General features: G+C 71.8%; 18 protein-coding genes. 17 read left to right on the forward strand and 1 reads right to left on the reverse strand.

The features are described from left to right. Positions 1 to 98: 98 nt before the first annotated feature. Complete coding sequence (locus tag ACPYO6_RS12170; RefSeq protein WP_425714955.1) at positions 99 to 3,209, reverse strand: sialidase family protein; 3,111 nt, start codon at positions 3,207 to 3,209, stop codon at positions 99 to 101. Between the two features lie 199 nt (positions 3,210 to 3,408). Between ACPYO6_RS12170 and ACPYO6_RS12175 the strand changes: the two genes are divergently transcribed. From ACPYO6_RS12175 to ACPYO6_RS12255, 17 genes are all read left to right on the forward strand, one after another. Further along, entirely contained in the window at positions 3,409 to 4,215 is an 807-nt protein-coding gene (locus tag ACPYO6_RS12175) for an IclR family transcriptional regulator (RefSeq protein WP_425714954.1), read from the forward strand. After that, positions 4,212 to 5,093, forward strand: a complete 882-nt coding sequence (locus ACPYO6_RS12180; RefSeq protein WP_425714953.1) for an amidohydrolase family protein — start codon at positions 4,212 to 4,214, stop codon at positions 5,091 to 5,093. The genes ACPYO6_RS12175 and ACPYO6_RS12180 overlap by 4 nt, the downstream gene beginning before the upstream one ends. Continuing rightward, complete coding sequence (locus ACPYO6_RS12185) at positions 5,090 to 6,415, forward strand: aspartate aminotransferase family protein (RefSeq protein ID WP_425714952.1); 1,326 nt, start codon at positions 5,090 to 5,092, stop codon at positions 6,413 to 6,415. Before ACPYO6_RS12180 ends, ACPYO6_RS12185 begins: the two co-directional genes overlap by 4 nt. 1 nt (position 6,416) lies before the next feature. After that, positions 6,417 to 7,976 carry an N-acyl-D-amino-acid deacylase family protein gene (locus ACPYO6_RS12190; RefSeq protein ID WP_425714951.1) on the forward strand — a complete coding sequence of 520 codons (1,560 nt, stop codon included), beginning with the start codon at positions 6,417 to 6,419 and terminating at the stop codon, positions 7,974 to 7,976. Beyond that, positions 7,973 to 8,989 carry a Gfo/Idh/MocA family protein gene (locus ACPYO6_RS12195; protein WP_425714950.1) on the forward strand — a complete coding sequence of 339 codons (1,017 nt, stop codon included), beginning with the start codon at positions 7,973 to 7,975 and terminating at the stop codon, positions 8,987 to 8,989. The genes ACPYO6_RS12190 and ACPYO6_RS12195 overlap by 4 nt, the downstream gene beginning before the upstream one ends. Continuing rightward, positions 8,986 to 9,498 carry a hypothetical protein gene (locus tag ACPYO6_RS12200; protein WP_425714949.1) on the forward strand — a complete coding sequence of 171 codons (513 nt, stop codon included), beginning with the start codon at positions 8,986 to 8,988 and terminating at the stop codon, positions 9,496 to 9,498. Before ACPYO6_RS12195 ends, ACPYO6_RS12200 begins: the two co-directional genes overlap by 4 nt. 13 nt (positions 9,499 to 9,511) lie before the next feature. After that, complete coding sequence (locus ACPYO6_RS12205; RefSeq protein WP_425714948.1) at positions 9,512 to 10,357, forward strand: fumarylacetoacetate hydrolase family protein; 846 nt, start codon at positions 9,512 to 9,514, stop codon at positions 10,355 to 10,357. 68 nt (positions 10,358 to 10,425) lie between these two features. Next, the gene (locus tag ACPYO6_RS12210) at positions 10,426 to 12,015 is read left to right on the forward strand and encodes an ABC transporter substrate-binding protein (protein WP_425714946.1); all 1,590 of its coding nucleotides are present in this window, start codon (positions 10,426 to 10,428) and stop codon (positions 12,013 to 12,015) included. A gap of 4 nt (positions 12,016 to 12,019) precedes the next feature. Further along, on the forward strand, positions 12,020 to 12,979 hold the full coding sequence (locus tag ACPYO6_RS12215) for an ABC transporter permease (RefSeq protein ID WP_425714944.1): 960 nt from the start codon (positions 12,020 to 12,022) through the stop codon (positions 12,977 to 12,979). After that, positions 12,976 to 13,923, forward strand: a complete 948-nt coding sequence (opp4C, locus tag ACPYO6_RS12220; RefSeq protein ID WP_425714943.1) for an oligopeptide ABC transporter permease — start codon at positions 12,976 to 12,978, stop codon at positions 13,921 to 13,923. Before ACPYO6_RS12215 ends, opp4C begins: the two co-directional genes overlap by 4 nt. 1 nt (position 13,924) lies before the next feature. Then, on the forward strand, positions 13,925 to 15,691 hold the full coding sequence (locus tag ACPYO6_RS12225) for an ABC transporter ATP-binding protein (RefSeq protein WP_425714942.1): 1,767 nt from the start codon (positions 13,925 to 13,927) through the stop codon (positions 15,689 to 15,691). 35 nt (positions 15,692 to 15,726) lie between these two features. Beyond that, positions 15,727 to 16,575: a PIG-L deacetylase family protein gene (locus tag ACPYO6_RS12230; RefSeq protein ID WP_425714941.1), complete on the forward strand. Its 849-nt coding sequence runs from the start codon at positions 15,727 to 15,729 to the stop codon at positions 16,573 to 16,575. A 103-nt stretch (positions 16,576 to 16,678) separates the two neighbouring features. Continuing rightward, complete coding sequence (locus ACPYO6_RS12235) at positions 16,679 to 17,791, forward strand: alanine racemase (protein ID WP_425714940.1); 1,113 nt, start codon at positions 16,679 to 16,681, stop codon at positions 17,789 to 17,791. A gap of 14 nt (positions 17,792 to 17,805) precedes the next feature. Continuing rightward, positions 17,806 to 18,183: a RidA family protein gene (locus ACPYO6_RS12240; RefSeq protein ID WP_425714939.1), complete on the forward strand. Its 378-nt coding sequence runs from the start codon at positions 17,806 to 17,808 to the stop codon at positions 18,181 to 18,183. A 5-nt stretch (positions 18,184 to 18,188) separates the two neighbouring features. Next, a complete protein-coding gene (locus ACPYO6_RS12245) occupies positions 18,189 to 19,049 on the forward strand; it encodes a fumarylacetoacetate hydrolase family protein (RefSeq protein ID WP_425714937.1) in 861 nt (286 codons plus the stop codon). Positions 19,050 to 19,191: 142 nt separating this feature from the next. Beyond that, positions 19,192 to 19,680: an acyl-CoA thioesterase gene (locus ACPYO6_RS12250; RefSeq protein WP_425714936.1), complete on the forward strand. Its 489-nt coding sequence runs from the start codon at positions 19,192 to 19,194 to the stop codon at positions 19,678 to 19,680. 42 nt (positions 19,681 to 19,722) lie between these two features. Beyond that, positions 19,723 to 20,262, forward strand: a complete 540-nt coding sequence (locus ACPYO6_RS12255) for a DUF4282 domain-containing protein (protein WP_425714935.1) — start codon at positions 19,723 to 19,725, stop codon at positions 20,260 to 20,262. Positions 20,263 to 20,404: the final 142 nt, after the last annotated feature.

The following is a 20,404-nucleotide window of genomic DNA, read 5'->3' on the forward strand; positions in this document are numbered from 1 at the left end:
TTCCTCCTCGGTGGTGCGGCCGGCACGGTGTGGCGGCGCCTGGGGTCATGCGGGGGGCCCGCCCGGGGGCGGTGGGGACGTCGGTGATCGGGGGTTTGTCAGCGGCGGATGCCGAGGGTGTCGGTGCCGTCGCGGTTCCAGTCGCCGACGACGACCTCGTCGCCGGTGCGGCCGTAGAACTGCTCGATGTCGGCCCACCCGCCTGTGAGGGTGTTGGACACGAGGTACTGGTTCCCGCGTCGGGAGGCGAAGGTGTCTGCGCCGTCGCCGTCCCAGTCGCCCACGAGGACCTGGTCGTTCGCCCGGCCGTAGTCGAACTGCGCGTCCGCCCAACCCGAGGTCAGCGAGTTGGAGACGTAGTAGGTGGTGCCGCGCCGCACGGCGAACGTGTCCACGGAGTCGGCGTCGTAGTCACCGACGAGGACCTGGTCGGACGCCCGGCCGTAGTCCAGCTCGGTCTCCGCGTTCCCGCCGGTGAGCCGGTTGGTGAGGAAGTAGGAGTTCCCGCGTCGGATGGCGAAGGAGTCGGACCCGTCGCCGTCCCAGTCGCCCACGAGGACGGTGTCGCCGGAGCGGCCGAAGGTCAGCTCCACGTCCGCCGTCCCGCCGTAGAGGGTGTTGGACAGGTAGTACGCGTTCCCACGCCTGACCGCGAGGGTGTCGGAGCCGTCGCCGTCCCAGTCACCGACGAGGACCTCGTCGCCGGGGCGGCCGAAGCTGAACTCGTGGTCGGCCCAGATGTCCCAGTCGTCGTTGAGGTAGAACCCACGACCCGGCGACGGCGGAACGGGCTCAGGGTCCGGCTCCCCGGGCTCGCCCGGCTCCTCGTCGTCGATGAGCGTGACGAGGAACGGGTCGAGCGTGACGTCGGGCGTCTCCTCGGTGATCGCGGCAGTGGCCGTGGTCGCCTCGTGCTCGTAGCCCTCGGGCACGCCGGTCAGCGTGACCTCGTAGTCCCCGGCGCCCTCGACGACCACCGTGATGACGCCGTCGGCCTCGGCCAGGTCGGCCTCTCCGCCGTCGACGACCGTGATCTCCTCACCGTCACCGGGCGCCACGACCGTGATCGCGCCACCGGCAACAGCAGCACCGTCAACGTCCTCGACGGACGCCGTGATCGACCCCGCCACCGGCTCGGGCTCGTTCGGGTCCGCGGGATAGTCACCCAGGGAGCTGAACGTGCCGACGACGGCGTTGATGTTCGTGTCGTAGCTCACCGTGAGGTACTCGTCGCCGGAGACGACGGCGGAGCTCGGATCGCCCTGGTCGACGTTCTGCCGCGACATGTACAGGAGCACGGGAGTCGTGTCGGTCCAGGCCTGCCCCGGGTGCGCGAGCCGGCCGACGACGGGTTCGCTGGACCCGTAGTCGTTGCCGCCGTACGTGAGCAGCATCCGGCCGCCGGGCAGCGTGAGGATGTCGGGAGCCTGCATGCTCCACGGGACCGGGCTCGCGACGGACCACGTGCGACCGTGGTCGAACGACTCGCTGACGAGGCCGGGCCGGATGACGGCGGTCAGGTGGTCGTCGTCCAGGACGGCCACCTCGATCTCGGAGAGGCCGACCCCGGGCTCCGACGGGATCATCACCTCGTTCTCCAGCGGCCAGGTCCGTCCGCCGTCCGTGCTGCGCACGACGCTGGCGCGGCTCAGCGCGGCATCGGGGCGCGTCCCGTACAGGGGGACGAGCAGGTCGCCGTTGTCCAGCTCGACGACGTTGCCGGACTCGGCCGCCCAGCCGAGGAGGTAGTGGCCGCTGCGGGGCCCGCAGCCGCAGCTCATCGACGTCTCGACGAGGGCGGGGTCGGACCACGTCGTGCCGCCGTCCTCGGAGCGTGCCACGTAGGTGTCGATCGTGGCGCCCTCGGCGGGATAGTCGGTCCAGTCCGTCTGGAACCAGGTGAGCACGATGGTGCCGTCGCGCAGCTGCGTGATCTGGGGGTCGCGGTCGTCGTCGGGCGTGTCGATGACGACCCGCGGCTCCGACCAGGTCAGCCCCCCGTCGGTGCTCTCGGTCCACCGGATCTGACCGGGATCACCGCCGTCGCCCGGCGAGTGCCCGTTCGACCAGTAGTAGACGGTGACCAGGCGTCCGTCGTCGAGGCGTGCGACCTCCGGGAAGAAGGGCCGCTCGTCGCCGTCGCCCTCCGCGATGATGACGTCCGGCTGAATCCTGGAGCTCGCGCCGACGGACTGCGCGGCCACCGACTCGGTCCCGTCCGGGCCGGTGACGATCGTGCGCAGGATCCCGCGCTCCCCGTCACCGAAGGTGTGGGAGATCGAGATGGTCGCCCAGCCGTCGTCGTCGGGGCCTGTGAGCTCGGCGGGGATGGTTTCGCCCTGCCACTCGGCGACCGCGGTGTAGTCCGCGACGTCGGCGCCCTCGGGCAGTTGGACGCGCGCGACGGACAGGTCCACGACCTCGCCGGCGTCGATGAAGTCGTCGAGGAGGGGCTCGACGGCGAGGCCCGCGAAGGCATCGTCGGGCAGCTCGCCGGAGACGGCGAGGTCGTCGATGTAGTAGTCGACGCCGACGGCGCTGGCGCCGGCGGACCCGAAGTAGATCTCGCCCAACGTGGGCGAGGGTGCGTTGCGCCTCTCGGTCTGGAACCGGACGCCGTTGACGATGATCTCGGCGCGCTCGGTCGTGGCGTTGATGGTGACGTCCACCCACTCGTTGAGTGCCGCGCCACCCGCGACCCGGGCGACGTCGGCGAAGCTGGACCCGTCGTAGGCCGCGATCCGGATGTCGTCCCCGTCGCGGTTGAAGGTGAACCGCCAGACGCCGTTGGCACTGGTGCCCTCGGCACCTTGGATGGCGACGTAGGGGCCGGCGTTGAACTCGGCGGGAGAGAACCGGTAGGAGACGGACCGCTCCTCGGTCTGGGGGTAGGTGCACCAGGCTCGGGTGTAGACCGAGCTGCTCTGGTCGACCACCCGCATCGCCTGGTTCGTCTCGGCCGCGCCGCCGAAGGCGGCCTCGGCGACGGTGACGTCACCGATGATCCGGCAGTCCGCGGGTGGCTCGCCGAGCGGCTCGTCGTCGAACGTGCGCACGGCACCGTCCGCGGGCGCCGCAGCGGCGGGAGACCCGCGTAGCACCGCCACTGGCGCCAGTGCCAGGACGAGCGCGAGGAGCGCAGCGGTGGCGAGACCGAGCCACCGCCGGTGAGTAGAGGGACTGAACCTGACCAAGGGGAGGGCGATCACGAGTGGCTCCTTTGCCGACCGTTGAGACGCAACTATCAGCATGGACCCCCGTTCCATGTCGAGAGTGTCATGTCGCGTGACCGAATCGTGATGTGCCCGAGCATGGAGGTCTCATCGCACTCCGCGTGCCACGTCGCGACACGCATTCGTGACATGGAATGTGTTTCCATGTGGCCGATCCCCTGTTACGGTCCCCGACATGGAACAGCGTGCCAAGTCGTATCACTCGCAAGGGCTCGTCCGAGCCCTGGCGATCTTGCGACTGCTCGGCAAGGCACCCGCCCCCCTCACGCTGGCCTCGATCGCCACGGAGCTCGAGCTGCCGAAGTCGACCGCGGTCCGCCTCCTCCAGGTGATGGAGGAGGAGGGGTTCGTCCGCCGCTCCGGCGAGCACCCGGCGTACTCGATCGGGCATGCCGTCCACGAGATCGCCGAGGGCTACCGGCCGCCGAGCATGTCCGACGTCGCGGCCCCGGTCCTCAGCCGGCTCGCCGACGAGGTGGGCTTCACCGCAAACGTCGGCCTCCTCGAGGGCCCCTCGGTCCTCCACCTGCACGTGGCGGAGCCGCAGCGCGCGCTCCGCTTCGCCACCGGCGGCACGCTCGACCACGCGTACTGCACCGGACTCGGCAAGCTGCTCATGTCGGTCCTCCCGGAGGACGCCATCGACGCCCACCTCCCGGAGTCCGAGCCCTACTCGAGCTGGACCGCACGCACGATCACCACCCGGGCCGGCATCGTCGACGAGCTCGAGCGGATCCGCCGGGACGGCTACAGCGTCGACGACGAGGAGCGCAACCGCGGCGTCACCTGCATGGCCGTCCTCCTGCCGACGCACGGCGCCCCCACGTTGGCGATGTCCGTCTCCGCCCCGAGCGCCGAGCTCGAGGAGCCGGCCCGTGCGACGCTCCTCCCCGTCCTCAACGCCGCGGCGGCCGAGCTCGTCGCGGCGCCCGGTTTCGACGCCGCGCTCGAGCCGCTGCGCCCCCGGATGGCCACCGCATGATCGTCGACGTCCACAGCCACTGCCACCAGCCGGAGCACTGGGGGAGCGAGCACGAGGACCACTGGCAGGGCGCCTACGGCGGCGAGCCCTACCCGGTGGTCACGCCCGAGTCCTACGACCAGGTCATGCAGGAGGCCGGCGTCGACGTCGCGGTCGTCTTCGGCCTCGCGGCGTCGCAGGCCGGGGTGCGCACGCCGAACCGCTTCGTCGCCGACTTCGTGGCACGGATGCAGACCCCGGCGATCCCGTTCTGCTCGATCGACCCGCTCGACGCCGACTGGCGCGACCAGCTCGACGAGGCCGTCGAGCTCGGCTTCCAGGGTGTCAAGCTCTACCCGGTCCTGTCGCTGTTCGACCCGCTCGCCGACGAGTTCGACGACTTCTACACGACGCTTCGGGCGAACGGCATGGTCGCCCTGTGGCACATGGGCGCCACCCCCAGCCCCGTCGGCCGGCTCGCGGTCAGCCAGCCGATGGTCATCGACGAGGTCGCCCGCCGCCACCCGGACCTCACCCAGGTCATGGCGCACATGGGCCACCCCTGGCAGCGCGACACGAACGTCGTGCTGCGCAAGAACCCGCGCGTCTTCGCCGACGTGTCGGGCGTCCCGTCCCGGCCGATGGACGCGTTCTTCGCATTCGTCGGCGCCCAGGAGTGGCGCACGGTCGACAAGCTCGTGTTCGGCTCCGACTACCCCCTCTGGACCCCCGCGCAGGCGCTCGCCAACCTGCGCGCGATCGCCCGGTTCCGCGCCGGGAACCTGCCGTTCGTGGCCGACGACACGATCGAGCGGATCATCCACTGCGACGCGCTGACGATGCTCGAGCTCACCGCTCCCGCCGGCACGCACTCTTCGACACCTAGGAGCACCTCGTGACATCCGTCTCCCGCAGCCTCGCCGAGGCTGCCGAGCGCATCATCCCGGGCGGGGTCAACTCCGCCACCCGCAGCATCGGCGCACCATGGGCCTGGCGGTCGGCCAAGGGCGCCACGATGACCGACATGGACGGTGGCGTCTACACCGACTACCACGCCGCCTTCGGGGCGATCCTGCTCGGCCACAGCGACGAGCGGGTCAACGACGCCGTCACCCGCGCGATCGCCGACATCGACCTCGTGGGCGTCGGGACCACGGAGCTCGAGGTCGAGCTCGCCCGGCTCGTGGTCGACGCCATCCCGAGCGCCGAGATGGTCATCTCCACGATGAGCGGGTCGGAGGCCACGTTCCAGGCCGTCCGTCTCGCCCGTGGCGCGACGGGGCGCCCCTTCATCCTCAAGTTCCAGGGCAACTTCCACGGGTCCTACGACGCGCTCGCCCGCAACGTCATCTCGAGCCCCGACCTCGCCTGGGGCCGCGACCCGAACTCCTCGGGAATCCTCGACGACGCCATCGACCACACGCTGATCGCCGAGTTCAACGACCTCGCCTCGGTGCAGGAGCACTTCGCCCGGCACCCCGAGCAGATCGCCGCCGTCATCCTCGAGCCCGTGCCCCACAACGTCGGCGCGCTCCTGCCCGAGCAGGAGTTCCTCGAGGGCCTGCGCGAGATCACACGGGCGCACGGCAGCCTCCTGATCTTCGACGAGGTGATCTCCGGCTTCCGGCACGCGCTCGGCGGGTACCAGGAGCTGTGCGGCGTCACCCCGGACCTCACCACCTTCGGCAAGGCGATGGGCAACGGGTTCCCGGTCGCGGGCCTCGCCGGCTCCACCGAGGCGATGTCCCACTTCACGCCCGCCGGCGGCTCGGTCATGCTCGCCGGCACCTTCAACGGGAACGCCGCGTCGATGGCCGCCGCCATCGCCACGATCGAGGTCCTCAAGGACCCCGAGGTCGACTTCTACGGTCACGTGGGCCGCCTCGGCGACCGGATGCGCGTGGGTCTCCAGCAGATCGCCGACGACGCCGGGATCGCCGCGCACGTCACCGGTCTCGGCTCCGTCTTCATCCCGTACTTCCTCGACGGCGAGGTGCGTGGCTACCGCGACCTGCTGCGCAACGACGACCACGCCTACGCGACCTTCCACCGCCGCATGATCGACAAGGGCTCGTTCATGTACCCGATGGCGCTCAAGCGGAACCACATCTCGCTCGCGCACACCGAGGCCGACGTCGACCGCACGCTCGCCCAGGCCGAGGACGTCCTCGGTGCGATGGCGCGCGAGGGGATCTTCGCGGCGCAGGCGGCGAACGCCTGACATGTCCCCGATCTCCTCGACCGTGCTGACCGGAGGCCTCGTGGCCGACGGGCTCGGCGGCGACCCCTTCCTCGGTGACGTGCTCGTCGCCGACGGACGGGTCTCCGCCGTCGTCCCGGCGCGCGAGCGGCCCGCCGGCGGGTACGACGCGGAGATCGTCGACTGCACGGACCGGGTCGTCGCCCCCGGGTTCGTCGACCTCCACTGCCACTCCGACCTCAGCCTGCTCGCCTACCCGGGCAACGAGAGCAGGGTCGGTCAGGGAGTGACCACCGAGGTGGTGGGGAACTGCGGCATGAGCCCGGCCCCCGGGAACGCCGACGCCGCCGGCCTCGCCCGAGTCATCAGCACGATCGACGTCACGCCCGACCTCGGGTGGACCTGGACCGACGTCGCCGGCTGGCTCCAGGCGCTCGACGACTGCGAGACGGCGACCAACGTCGCCGCCCAGGTCGGGCACGGATCCGCACGGTTCGCCGTGACCGGCACGAGCACGGACCCGCTCGACGACGACGGGCTCGCCGCCCTCGAGCGGGAGGTCGAGGACGCCTTCGCGGCCGGCGTCGTCGGCGTGAGCCTCGGGCTGATGTACGCGCCCGGCGCCTCGGCCGGTGCGGACGAGCTCGCCGCCGTCGCCCGGATCGTCGCCGCGCACGACGGCCTGCTCTCGGCGCACCTGCGCGACTACCGCGCCGGGTCCCTGCGGCGCTCGATCGACGAGCTGGCCGGTGCGTCCGGCGAGGGCGGGCCGAGGCTCCAGGTCTCCCACCTGCGGGGCATCGGCGGGCAGCACGGGTTCCCGGAGGCGCTCGCCCACCTCGCGGCGCTGCGGGAGTCCGTCGACATCGACGCCGACGCGTACCCCTACGTCCACGGCCACACCACGCTCACCCAGCTGCTTCCGCCCGAGCTCCGCGACGGCGGGCCGGACGCCGTGGTCGCGGCCTGCCTCACCGACCCGGGCGCGGTCGCGAGGGAGCTCGCCGCCGCCGGGTACGGCCTCGACCAGATCCTCGTGATGAAGGCGACCGAGACGCCCGAGGCCGTCGGATCGGACCTCACGGAGGCGCCCGGGGACCCCTGGCTCTGGCTCGTCGACCTCCTCGTCGCCAACCGCGGCCTCGTCGACGTCGCGGCCGAGAGCGGCCGGTGGAGCGACATCGACCTCATGCTCGCCACCGACTGGGTCTCGATCGCCTCCGACGGCACCGCGCTCGACCGCACCCACCGCGCGTCCGTGGCCCACCCCCGCTCGTGGGGTGCCTTCTCCGCGGGGTACCGCATGCTGCGGCACCGCGGGACCGCGATCGGCGAGACCGTGCGCCGGCTCTCGACGGCGCCCGCCGCGCGTGCCGGCATCAGCAGCGGGATCGTGCCCGGGCGGCGGGCCGACCTCGTCGTCCTCGACGACCAGGCCTTCGACTCCGCGGCCACGTTCGGGGACCCGGCCCGGCCGTCCGTCGGGCTCGACCACGTGTACGTGGGCGGCATCGCCGTCGTCGACTCCGGGCGCCTGACCGGCGCCCGCCCGGGAGCGCTCATCAGAGGGAGAGAGCAGTGAACGAGGACAAGACGCCGCTCGGCGTCGGGATCGTGGGGGTCGGCGGCATCGCCCTGTCCCACATGGCCGCGCTGCGCACGATGCCCGGCGCGCGGCTCGTCGCGGTGTGCGACCTGGACGCCGCCCGTGCCGCCGAGGTGGCGCACACCGAGCGCTGCGCCGGCTACGGGTCGGTCGAGGAGCTCCTCGCGGACGACGAGGTCGAGGCCGTCATCGTCTGCACCCCGAACATGACGCACGAGAAGCTGGGCCACCAGGTCCTTCAGGCCGGCAGGCACCTGCTGATGGAGAAGCCGCTGGCGCTGACCCCGGAGGGGGCGCGCGGCGTCGCCGCCGAGGCCGAGGCGCGCGGGCTCGCGCTCGCCGTGGGCCACAGCCACCGGTTCTCCGACCAGAGCCTCGCGATCCGCGAGGTCATCGACGCCGGGGAGATCGGCACGCCCCGGTTCGTCCGGGTCGTCATCAACGGCGGCTGGATCTGGCCCGGCTGGCAGGCCTGGGTGCTCGACCCCGCCCTGTCCGGCGGCCACTCCCTGCACAACGGCGTCCACCTCGTCGACCTCGCGAGCTGGTGGATCGGCGAGCCCGCCACGAGCGTCCACTCGGTGGGGCAGCACGCCACGAGCGAGGCGCTCGACATCTACGACTACCTCGTCATGGGGCTCGGCTTCGCGAGCGGCGCCGCGGCCGTCTGCGAGATCAGCCGCGGCGAGCGGCCCCGCAGCGCGTCCTACCTCGAGCTCACCGTGGTGGGCACCGACGGCGTCCTCACGCGCTCGTGGGACGCCGAGGGCGTCCTCGCCTGGACCGACACCGGCCTCACCGCCTGGGGCGTCGACGGGTCCGGCCCCCGCACCTTCGTCCGCGAGCTCGAGGCGTTCGTCGCCGCGGCGCGCAGCGAGGCCGAGGTCGTCCCGCCGGTCTCGGCGGCGATCCACGCCGTCGACATCGCCGCGGCGTCCGAGGAGTCCCTGCGCACGGGCCGCACGATCGAGATCGGAGCCCTGTCATGACCGGACCGCTGGCCACCCGCCCGGGCCTCACGCGCGCGCTCGCCGCGGTCCGCAGCGGCGAGATCGGGCTCCTGCGCGCCGTCGCCCTCGATCTCGTCGCGACCGGCCCGGGGGACGCGCTGAGCGAGCTCGGCCCGGACGCGATCGAGGTCCTGCGCGGCGCGACCGGCCCGACCTCGGTCACGCTCCAGGCCCACGCGAGTGCCGACACGGGCGCCGCGACGTTCCTCGGTCGCGCCGACCACGGGGTCGCGGTGAGCGCCCACCTCTCCCTGGTCGCGGGGGAGCGCCGGGAGTATCTGCGCGCCGCCGTCCGGATCGTCGGCACGCACGGGTCGGTGCTCGTCGACCTCCTGAGCCCCGAGCTCGACGTCCGCACCGCGGCCGGCGTGCGCGCGGTGCCCTTCGGCCTGCCCGGCGCGGACGTCGCGCCGGACGAGGCGACCGAGACCCTGTCCGCGATCGCCGGTTCGGCGCGGTCCGGTGCGACGGCAGAGACCAGCTGGTGAGGAAGGAGCGGACATGAAGTGGTTGACGTTCGACGAGGACGGCGCGGTCCGGCACGGGTACGTCGAGGGCGACGAGATCGTCGTCACCGGCGACGGGGACCTGACCGCCGTCGTCCGGGGAGAGGCCGGCACGGCCGAGGCGGGCCGACGCCCGCTCGACGGCGCGCGCATCCTCGCCCCGCTGCTCGCCCCGGGCAAGGTGCTCGCGGTCGCCGCGAACTACCAGGAGCACGTCAAGGAGGCCGGGTTCGAGGCGCGCAAGCAGTCCACCGCGACGCCGCGGCTCTTCCTCAAGCCCGACACCTCGATCACGGGCCCGGGCGCCCCGGTGGCGCTCAACCCGATCACGAGCCAGCTCGACTGGGAGGTCGAGATCGCCGCGGTCATCGGCCGGCGTGCCCAGGGTGTGCCGGTGGACCGGGCGCTGGAGCACGTGTTCGGCTACGCCACGAGCAACGACATCTCGGCGCGCAGCCTCGACCTGGGTGTCGAGCGCGACGGCGAGGCGGCGACCGGGTTCTTCGACTGGCTCGAGGGCAAGTGGCTCGACGGCTCCGCGCCGCTGGGCCCCTACCTCGTCACGAGCGACGAGGTGCCCGACCCACAGAACCTCGGGCTGACGCTCGAGCTCAACGGACAGGTCATGCAGCGGGGGAGCTCGACCGACATGGTCCACACCGTCGCCGAGCTGGTGTCCTTCAGCTCGCGACTCATGACCCTCAACCCCGGTGACGTCATCCTCACCGGCACACCGTCCGGCGTCGGTGCCACCACCGGCGTCTTCCTCCAGCCCGGCGACACCATGGTCGCCGCGGTCGAGGGACTCGGGTCCCTCACCACCCCCATCGTGGCGGCATAGTCGCCGCCCGCACCAGCACCACCCGATCACGAGGAGCAATGATGCGATCACGAATCGCGAAGAGTGTCGTGGCAGTCGGCCTCACGACGGCCCTGCTCGCCGCCTGCGGGGGCGGCGGCGACGACGGTGACGGCGGCGAGTCCGGGTCGGACGGGGGCGAGGCCACGTCGGCGAACCTCTACCTGTACCAGGCGCCCGTCCAGTTCAACCCGCTCGCGCCCGGCCAGGGTGCCGAGCAGCTGACGATGTCGCTCGTCTACGACGGCCTGTTCAACCTGGGCCCGGACTTCGAGCCGGTCCCGCGCATCGCCGAGTCGTGGGACGTCTCGGACGACGCGACCACCTACACGTTCCACCTGCGCGAGGGACTCGAGTGGAGCGACGGTGAGCCGATCACCGCGGACGACGTCGTCTTCACGTACAACCTGTTCGCCAACCCGGACGTCGCCAGCCCCAACGTCGCCCCCTTCGACAACGTCGTCGGGTTCGACGCGGTCCAGGACGGCTCGGCCGAGACGCTCGAGGGCCTCGTGGCGGAGGACGAGCAGACGGTGTCGATCACGCTCACCGACCCGACCCCCGGGTACCTCGCGGAGTTCGGCATCGGCTTCGGGATCCTCCCCGAGCACGTCCTCGGCGAGGTCGCGCCCGGCGAGATCATGGAGCACGAGTTCTGGACGATGCCGACCGTGAGCTCCGGCCCCTACGTCATGCAGGAGTTCAACACCGACCAGAACGTCGTCCTCGAGGCCAACCCCAACTACTGGACCGAGGTCGGCATCGACACCCTCTACCTCCAGATGCTCACGACCGACGTCGCGACCGCGCAGCTCGCCACCGGCGAGATCGACCTCGTCCAGATCGCGCCGCAGGACCTCGAGACGGTCGAGGGGCTCGACGGCGTCACCGTCGGCTCGGCGCCGTCGCCCGGGTTCCTCCGCCTGCTCGTCAACTTCACCAAGTTCGAGGACGAGCGGATCCGTCAGGCGTTCCTCATGGCCATCGACCGCCAGGGCATCATCGACGGCATCCTCGGCGGCCACGGCGAGACGATCAACAGCACGATCATGACGCCGTGGGCGCTGCCCGACGACCTCGAGACGTACGACTACAACCCGGAGGAGGCGACGGCGCTCCTCGAGGAGGCGGGCTTCGACTTCGACCAGGAGGTCGCGATCAGCTACATCCCCGGGACGGCCGATCGTGACGCCGCCGTCCAGGTCGCCATCGAGAACCTCAACGCGATCGGCGTCAACGCCGTCGCGCAGCAGATCGAGAGCGCGAACCAGCTCTCGATGATCGAGAACGCGGAGTACGACCTCATGGTCTCGGGCGGTGGCTTCTACACCCCCGACCCGACGGTCTCTGCCAACGCGCTGACCTGCGACAACGTCTTCCCCGCCGGAGGCAACACGTCCCTGTTCTGCAACGAGGAGCTCGACGCCCTGCTCGCCGAGGGCGCCGTCACCGCCGACGAGGGCGAGCGCGAGTCGATCTACCAGGACGCCGTCCGCATGGACAACCAGCTGGTGCCCTACCTCTGGCTCTACGTCCCCGACACGCTGTGGGCGTCGAGCGACCGCCTCCAGGGCTTCGAGCCGCACGGCGACTTCGCCAACGGCTTCTGGAACGTCGCCGAGTGGACCGTGACGGAGTAGCTGCATGCTGAGAGCCCTCGTCCCACGTCTCCTCTCGAGCGTGGCTGTCTTCCTGCTCATCGCCATCGGACTGTTCGCGCTGGTCCGGCTCGCACCCGGCGACCCCATCGAGATGATGGTGCCGCCGGAGCTGGCCGGAGCCCAACGCGACGCGTACCTCGCGTCGGTCCGCGAGAGGTTCGGTCTCGACCAGCCGATCGTCGTGCAGTTCTGGCGCTGGCTCGGTGGGCTCCTGACGGGGGATCTCGGCTACTCGTACACCAACGGCCGGCCGGTCGGCGACCTCCTCGCCGACCGGCTGGGCCCCACGGCCCTGCTCATGGGCAGCGCCCTGACCATCGGTCTGATCGTCGCGGTCCCGGCCGGCGTCATCGCCGCCGTGCGCCGCAACACGATCGCCGACTACACGATCAGCTCGGTGAGCGTCATCGCGATCGCCGTCCCGAGCTTCTTCCTCGGCATGCTCGCCATCTACACCTTCGCGGTGCGGATGCAGGTCCTGCCCTCCTCGGGGATGCACTCGCCGGGTCGCGACGACCTCGGCGACCTGCTGCTCCACATGATCATGCCGGTGGGCCTGCTCGCCCTGGCCAACGCGGCCAACTTCATCCGGTACGTGCGCAGCGGCGTGCTCGAGGAGCTGAACAAGGACTACGTCCGCACGATCATCGCGAAGGGCGGCACCCGGGCACGGGCCCTGCGGCACGCCCTGCGCAACAGCCTGATGTCGCTGGTCACGGTGCTCGCGATGACGATCCCGATCGCCCTGTCCGGTGCGGTCGTGCTCGAGCAGATCTTCTCGTGGCCCGGGATGGGTCAGCTGGCGATCGACGCCCTCGGGCAGCGCGACTACCCGGTGCTCATCGGGTTCGGGCTCTACATCGCGGTGCTCGTGCTCATCTGCAACCTCATCGCCGACCTGTCCTACACGATCATCGACCCGAGGGTGAGGACCGCACGATGACGAGCCAGACCCCCGGTCCCGCCTCGAGCGTCGACCTGTCCCCGGGCCAGAGCCCCGGTCCCGTCACGGGGGCCGACGTCGCCGGGACGCAGTCGGAGTCGTCCCCCGACAAGCTCGCGGTGCGCCGGTTCCTCAAGAACCCGATCGCGGTGATCGGCGTCATCGCCCTGGTCATCACCGTGCTCGCGAGCGTGCTCGCCCCGTACATCAGCCCGCACCCGCCGAACGCGATCGACCTGACGAACGTCCGCCAGCCGCCGTCCGGGGAGCACTGGCTCGGCACGGACTCGACCGGGCGCGACGTCTTCAGCCGGCTGCTCGCGGGCGGCCAGATCTCGCTCATGGTGGGCTTCCTCGCCGCGCTCATGGCGGTGGTCATCGGCACGCTGGCCGGCGTCGTCGCCGGATGGTTCGGCGGCATCGTCGACGGGATCATCAGCCGCGTCATCGACATCATGCTCTCGGTGCCGCCGGTGCTCGTCATCATCGTCCTGGCCGGCGTCATCGGACCGAGCGTGCCGATGCTCATCATCGTCATCGCCGGCCTCGCGTGGCCCACGCCTGCGCGCATCGCGAGAGGCGTGGTGCTCAGTCTCCGGGAGGAGGAGTTCGTCCAGGCCGCGCGGGCCCTCGGCTCGCGGACCGGGTTCATCCTCATGAGGCACCTCGTGCCCGGCGTGCTGCCCCCGATCGTCGTCTCGGCGACCCTGCTCGTGGCGGAGTCCGTGCTCCTCGAGTCCTCGCTGTCGTTCCTCGGCGCCGGCGTCCAGCCCCCGGAGTCCAGCTGGGGCAACATGCTCAACGAGGCCCAGTCCCTCACCGTCCTGTCGTCGATGCCGTGGCTGTGGGTGCCGGCCGGTCTGATGATCGCCGTCACCGTCCTGTCGGCGATGGCGATCGGGGACGGCGTCCGGGACGCCATCGACCCGCGGAAGAACACCTGACATGACAGACGAGAAGACGACGACGACCACGTCGGACGGGCCGATCATGAACGGGTCGACCACGATCAGGTCGACGACGGACAGCACGTCGAGCGGCTCGACCACGGACGGGCAGACGACGACGAACCCCCTGCTGGCGGTCCGCGACCTCACCCTCGACATCCGGACGCCCCAGGGCAAGGCGCGCATCCTCGAGGACGTGTCGCTCGAGGTCCACGAGGGCGAGATCGTCGGCGTCGTGGGTGAGTCCGGCTCTGGCAAGAGCATGACCGCGCTCAGCGTCCTGCGGATCCTGCCCCCGACCGCCTCCATCCTCGGCGGTCACATCGAGTTCGAGGGCGTCGACCTCGCCACGCTGAGCCAGGGCGGGATGCGCAAGATCCGGGGGCGGCGCATCGCGATGGTCTTCCAGGACCACATGACGACCCTCGACCCGGTGATCTCCATCGGAGCGCAGATCGAGGAGGCCTACCTCATCCACCACCCGCGGGCCGGCCGGGCGAAGGCCCGCGCCCTGGTGGTCGAGACCCTCGAGCGGGTCGGCGTGCCGGACGCCGCGGAGCGGGCGAAGCAGTACCCGCACCAGTGGTCCGGCGGCATGCGCCAACGCGCGGTCATCGCGATGGCGCTCGTCAACGACCCGGACGTCATCATCGCCGACGAACCCACCACGGCCCTCGACGTGACGATCCAGGCGGAGATCCTCGCCCTCCTGCGCGCGATCCGCGACCGCCGCGGCCTGTCGATCCTGCTCATCACGCACGACATGGGCGTCATCGCCGACATGGCCGACCGCATCGTCGTCATGAAGGAGGGGCGGGTCGTCGAGACGGCGGAGTCGCACGCCCTCTTCGCGTCGCCGCAGCACCCCTACACGCGCAAGCTCCTCGACGCCGTGCCGCAGCCGACCGGCGAGGAACCCGTTCCCGCCGAGCCGGAGACCTCCGACCCGGTCGCGCTCGAGGTCACCGACCTCGTGGTCCAGTACAACCGCTCCTGGCGCCGGCAGGGCTTCCGCGCGGTGGACGGCGTCAGCTTCTCGGTGCCCGAGGGGTCCGTCGTCGGGCTCGTGGGCGAGTCGGGATCGGGCAAGTCGACGATCGGCAAGGCGATCGTCGGGCTCGCCCCGATCACGGCCGGCAGCATCCGGGTCGGCGACGTCGACCTCAAGGACCTGCGGGGAGGGGCCGCGCGCCGGTCGCGCGCGAACTACGGCATGGTCTTCCAGGACCCGGCCTCCTCGCTCAACCCGCGGATGACGATCGGCCAGTGCATCGCCGAGCCGCTCGTCGCGCACCGGCGCGAGATGACGAAGGCCGAGCGCAAGGCCCGCGTCGTCGAGCTCCTCGAGCAGGTCCAGCTGCCCGCCGCGTGGGTCACGCGCTTCCCGCACGAGCTCTCCGGCGGCCAGCGCCAGCGGGTCGGTATCGCCCGGGCGCTGGCGCTCGACCCGGAGCTGCTCATCGCGGACGAGCCGACCTCGGCGCTCGACGTGTCGGTCCAGGCCGCCGTGCTCGACGTGTTCCAGGACCTGCAGCAGCGGCTCGGCTTCTCCTGCCTCTTCATCAGCCACGACCTCGCGGTCGTCGAGCTGCTCTCGGAGAGCGTCGTCGTGCTCCAGGGCGGGCAGATCGTCGAGCGCGGGAACGCGCAGGCGGTCCTCAACGACCCGCAGACCGACTACACCCGTCGGCTCGTCGAGGCCGCGCCGGTCCCGGACCCCGAGCGTCAGCGGGACCGGCAGCTCACGCACGTCACCACCCACTAGATCTGCACGACCAACCCCACAACAGGAGTACACCCATGCGCGTCATGACCGTCTACGCCCATCCCGCCGACACGATCACCAACTGCGGTGGCACGCTGGCGCTCCACGCCGACGCCGGCGACGAGATCGTCGCCGTGATCCTCACGCACGGCGGACGGATCCACCCCAACGTCTACGCCGAGGAGGCGCGCAAGGAGGACGCCGCCGACCTCGCCCTCCTCGAGGCCGACCGCGAGGCGATCATCGAGAACAAGAAGGGCGAGCTGCGGCGCGCCGCCGAGATCGTCGGCATCGGCACGATCGAGTTCCTCGACCACGACGACGCCATCAGCGTGGTGCAGGAGGACATGGTCGACGAGGTCGCCGAGCTCATCGCCAAGCACCGGCCCGACGTCATCATCGCGGACTACCCGCAGAACCCCGCGGTGACGAACTCCGCGCACACGATCGCGACGATGACGCTCATCGCCGCCCTCGACCGTGCCTCCCAGTTCCTCAAGAACATCGACGGCAAGGAGGAGGTCAACGTCAAGCAGGTCTTCCTCGGCGGCCTCCCGGTCATGGCGGGCGACGCCCTGTCCACCTACGGCGTGCGCAACGACCTGTTCATCGACATCACCTCGGTGGTCGGCCGCAAGATCGCCGCGATGGACTGCTTCTCGAGCCAGGGCTACGACGGCCCGTTCGCCCGCAAGCTCATCGAGGCGAGCAACGGCGAGTTCGGCCGCACCGCCGGCGTCGCGCTCGCCGAGCCCTACGTCCGCTTCCGTGGCGAGACCCGGTCGCTGCTCCCGCTGACCGAGTACGCCGAGGCGGCCGACCCGCTCACCCGCCACGTGGCGTACTCGCAGTTCGACGTGCGTCGCGAGTTCCCGCTCGCCTAGTCACCCCGACGACGCCGCCGCCTCCGGCGTCGGTCCCGCCCGCCGGCCTGCCCGACCTGCCGACCTGACCGGCCGACCCCACCGAGACGCCCTGGAGGGCCCCGTGACCGTGACCGACCCCGCCGACGTCGTCGGCCGACCGCTCGAGGAGCTGCCGACCCCGGCGGTCCTCGTCGACCTGCCGACCGTGCGGCGCAACATCGCGCGGATGGCGGGGGTGGCGCGCGGCTTCGGCGTCGCGCTGCGTCCCCACTGGAAGACGAGCAAGTCCGCCGAGGTCGCCCGCATGCAGCTCGAGGCGGGGGCGGTCGGGCTCACGGCGGCGACGGCCGGCGAGGTCGAGGCGCTCGTCGCGGCCGGCGTGCCGGACGTCTTCTGGGCGTACCCGCCCGTCGGTCCGCACCGGGTCGCGACGGCGCTGGGCGCCGCGCGGCGCGCGCGCCTGATCGTCGGGGTCGACTCGCTCGCCTCGGCCCGGCCGCTCGCCGAGGCGGCGGCCGCGCAGGGCGTCGAGGTCGAGGTCCGCCTCGAGGTCGACACCGGCCTCGGGCGCACCGGCGTCGACCCCGAGGAGGCGCCGGCCGTGGCCCGGGACCTCGCGGACCTGCCGGGTCTCGTGCTCGAGGGGATCTTCACGCACGAGGGGCACGTCCAGGCCCTCGGGCCCGACCCGGAGCGGCGCCTCGAGGTCGGCACGGCGGCGGGGCGCCTCCTCGCCGATGTCGCCGACCGGCTGCGTGCGGACGGCCTCGAGGTCGGCAGCGTCTCGGTCGGCTCGACCGCCGGCTCACGGTCGGCCCCGAGCGCCGACGGCGTGACCGAGGCCCGTCCGGGCACCTACGTCTACGGCGACGAGAACCAGGTCGCCATCGGCACGATCGACCCGGCCGACACCGCGACGAGCGTGCTCAGCCGCGTGGTGAGCACGCAGCGGGGCGAGCCCGTCGTCGTCGACGCCGGGATCAAGGCCATGAGCTCCGACCCGAGCATGCACGGCGACGGACGGATCGGCACCGTCGTCACCGACGGCGGGGGAGTCCTCGCCAAGGGGTACGAGGAGCACGGCGTGCTCGGCGGCGCTGCGCCTTTGCAGGTCGGCGACCTCGTCCGGTTCCGCCCCAACCACGCCTGCGGGCTCACCAACATGCACAGCCACGTCCTCGTCGTCGACGGCGGTGTCGTCGTCGACGTCTGGCCCGTCCTGGGCCGTCACTAGAAGGGAACACCCCCATGCAGCAGATCACCTCGCCCGAGGCCCCCGCGCCGGCGGGCCCGTACTCGTCCGGCATCGTCAGCGGGGGGTTCCTCTTCCTCGCGGGGCAGGGGCCGTTCGACGCCGACAGCACCCTCGTCGGCGGCAGCTTCGCGGACCAGGTGCGGCGCACGTTCGCCAACCTCGAGGCCGTCGCCCAGGCGGCGGGGACCTCGATGAGCAATGCCGTGCGCATCGGCGTCTACCTCAACGACATGGCCGACTGGCCCGAGTTCAACGAGGTCTCGAAGGAGTGCCTGAGCGAGCCGTACCCGGCGCGGACCTCGATCCAGGCCGACCTCAGCGGCTTCCTCGTCGAGATCGACGCGGTCGTCGCGCTCGTCCCGGAGGCGTGACCGGCATGGAGCTCCTGCGTATCGGTCCGGTCGGCGGCGAGCGACCCGTGGTCCGGCAGGGCGGCACGACGTACGCGCTGGACGGCCTGACCGCCGACATCGACGGCGACTTCCTCGGCGGCGGCGGGATCGACCGCGTCGCCCGCGCGCTCGAGGCGGGCGAGCTGCCCGAGATGAGCATCGACGGCGCCCGCGTCGGCGCGCCGATCGCCCGCCCCACGGCGGTGATCTGCATCGGCCAGAACTACGCGGCCCACGCGGCGGAGTCCGGCGCCGAGCCCCCGAGCGAGCTCATCGTCTTCCTCAAGCACCCCAACACCGTCGTCGGCCCCTACGACGACGTCGTCATCCCCCCGGGCGCCGAGAAGCTCGACTGGGAGGTGGAGCTGGGCATCGTCGTCGGCCGCGCCGCGCACCGGCTCGCCTCCCGCGAGGAGGCGGAGGCCGTGATCGCCGGGTACGTCGTGTGCAACGACGTCTCCGAGCGCGAGCACCAGCTCGTCACCTCGCTCGGGCAGTGGTCGAAGGGTAAGACCGCGCCGACGTTCTGCCCCGTCGGTCCCGCGCTCGTGCCGGCGGGCGAGCTGGACCCGGGGGACCTGCGGATCTGGTCGACCGTCAACGGCGAGCCGCGGCAGGACTCGACGACGGCGGACCTCATCTTCGACGTCCCCACGATCGTCCACGAGCTCTCGCAGTACGTGCGGCTCGAGCCCGGCGACCTCATCAGCACGGGGACGCCGCAGGGCGTCGCCCTGTCGGGTCGCTTCCCCTACCTCACCGGCGGGGATGTCATGGAGATGGGCGTGGACGGCCTGGGCCACCAGCGCTCGCGCCTCGTGCCCGGCGACGGGAGCGCCGCCTAGCCCCGCCCGTCGTCGTCCGGCTCGTCGGTGCCCGTCGGGCGCCGTTCTCGTCGTCGGCCGTCCGGGCCGGTCCCGGTCGTCGGCCGTGCCTCCGCACGGCCGGTCACCATCGGACCCGGACGGTCGGGCGACAATGGCTCCCATGCCTCGCCTGACGATCCCCGTGCGCCTGCGCTGGTCGGACATCGACGCCTACCGGCACGTCAACAACGCGAAGATGCTCGGCATCCTCGAGGAGTGCCGCATCCAGGCGTTCTGGCAGCCGCGCCAGGGGGAGGACTCGCCCGCGATGGGCCCCGGGTCGGGCACGAACACGCTGATCGCCCGACAGGAGATCGAGTACCTCGCGCCCGTCGAGTACTCGCTCGAGCCCCTGCAGGTGGAGCTGTGGATCTCGCACATGGGCGGGGCGTCGATCGACGTCTGCTACGAGATCCCCGGGCCTGACGGGCCAGCCGCGCGGGCGACGACCACGCTCGTCCTCGTCGACGAGGAGACTGGACGTCCGCGCAGGATCACCGCGGCCGAACGTTCAGCGTGGTCCGAACTCACGGATGCTGCGATACGTTTCCGACGCCGGGACCGAGACACGTCCGACGGTGGCTCGTCGACGGTCGAGAACACGGCCTGAACCCCCTCTGGCCAGCTCGATGGAGAGCCCTCGGAGGCACTCATGTCCCACCATCCCCCCGAACCGCTCGGTCACCACCCCGGGCAGCCCGACGACCAGCACCAGGACTCCGGCCTGCACTCCGCGCAGTCGCCCGGGACCGGCCAGTACGCCGTCCATCCGAGCGCACCGTCGCCCGGCGGTCACGGCGGGTACGGGCCGCCCGGGGGCTACGGCGGCCCCGGAGGCCCCGGCCGGGCGGGAGGTCCCCCGGGCGTCGGCGACCCGTACCGCGCCACAGCCCCGGCGGACGCCGCGAAGGGGTTCTTCGCCAAGCTGTTCGACCTGTCCTTCAACGACTTCATCACCCTGACGTTCGCGAAGATCATCTATGTGCTGGTCATCGGGATCGCCGCGATCGGCTGGCTCATGCTCGTGGTCACCGGCTTCGCGACGGGAGAGGCGATGCTCGGCATCCTCGCCCTCCTGCTCGGCTGGGTGCCGGCCCTGCTCTACCTCGTCCTCGTCCGCGTCGGCCTCGAGTCGGCGATCGCGCTCATCCGGACGGCGCAGAACACGACCGACATGGTCCGCCGGGCCTGACGGCAGCCCCGGGGTCCCGGTGCCCCCGCGCCGGGACCCCGCGTGCTCCCCGGTCCTCGCGTGCTCCCGGGGTCTTGCCCGCCCTCGGGAGATCGCATGCCGCGGGGGACGTCTGGGCCGCGGGGACCCGGGTGCGGTGCCG

Source organism: Georgenia sp. Z1344 (assembly GCF_049856295.1).
Classification (GTDB): Bacteria; Actinomycetota; Actinomycetes; order Actinomycetales; family Actinomycetaceae; genus JB111.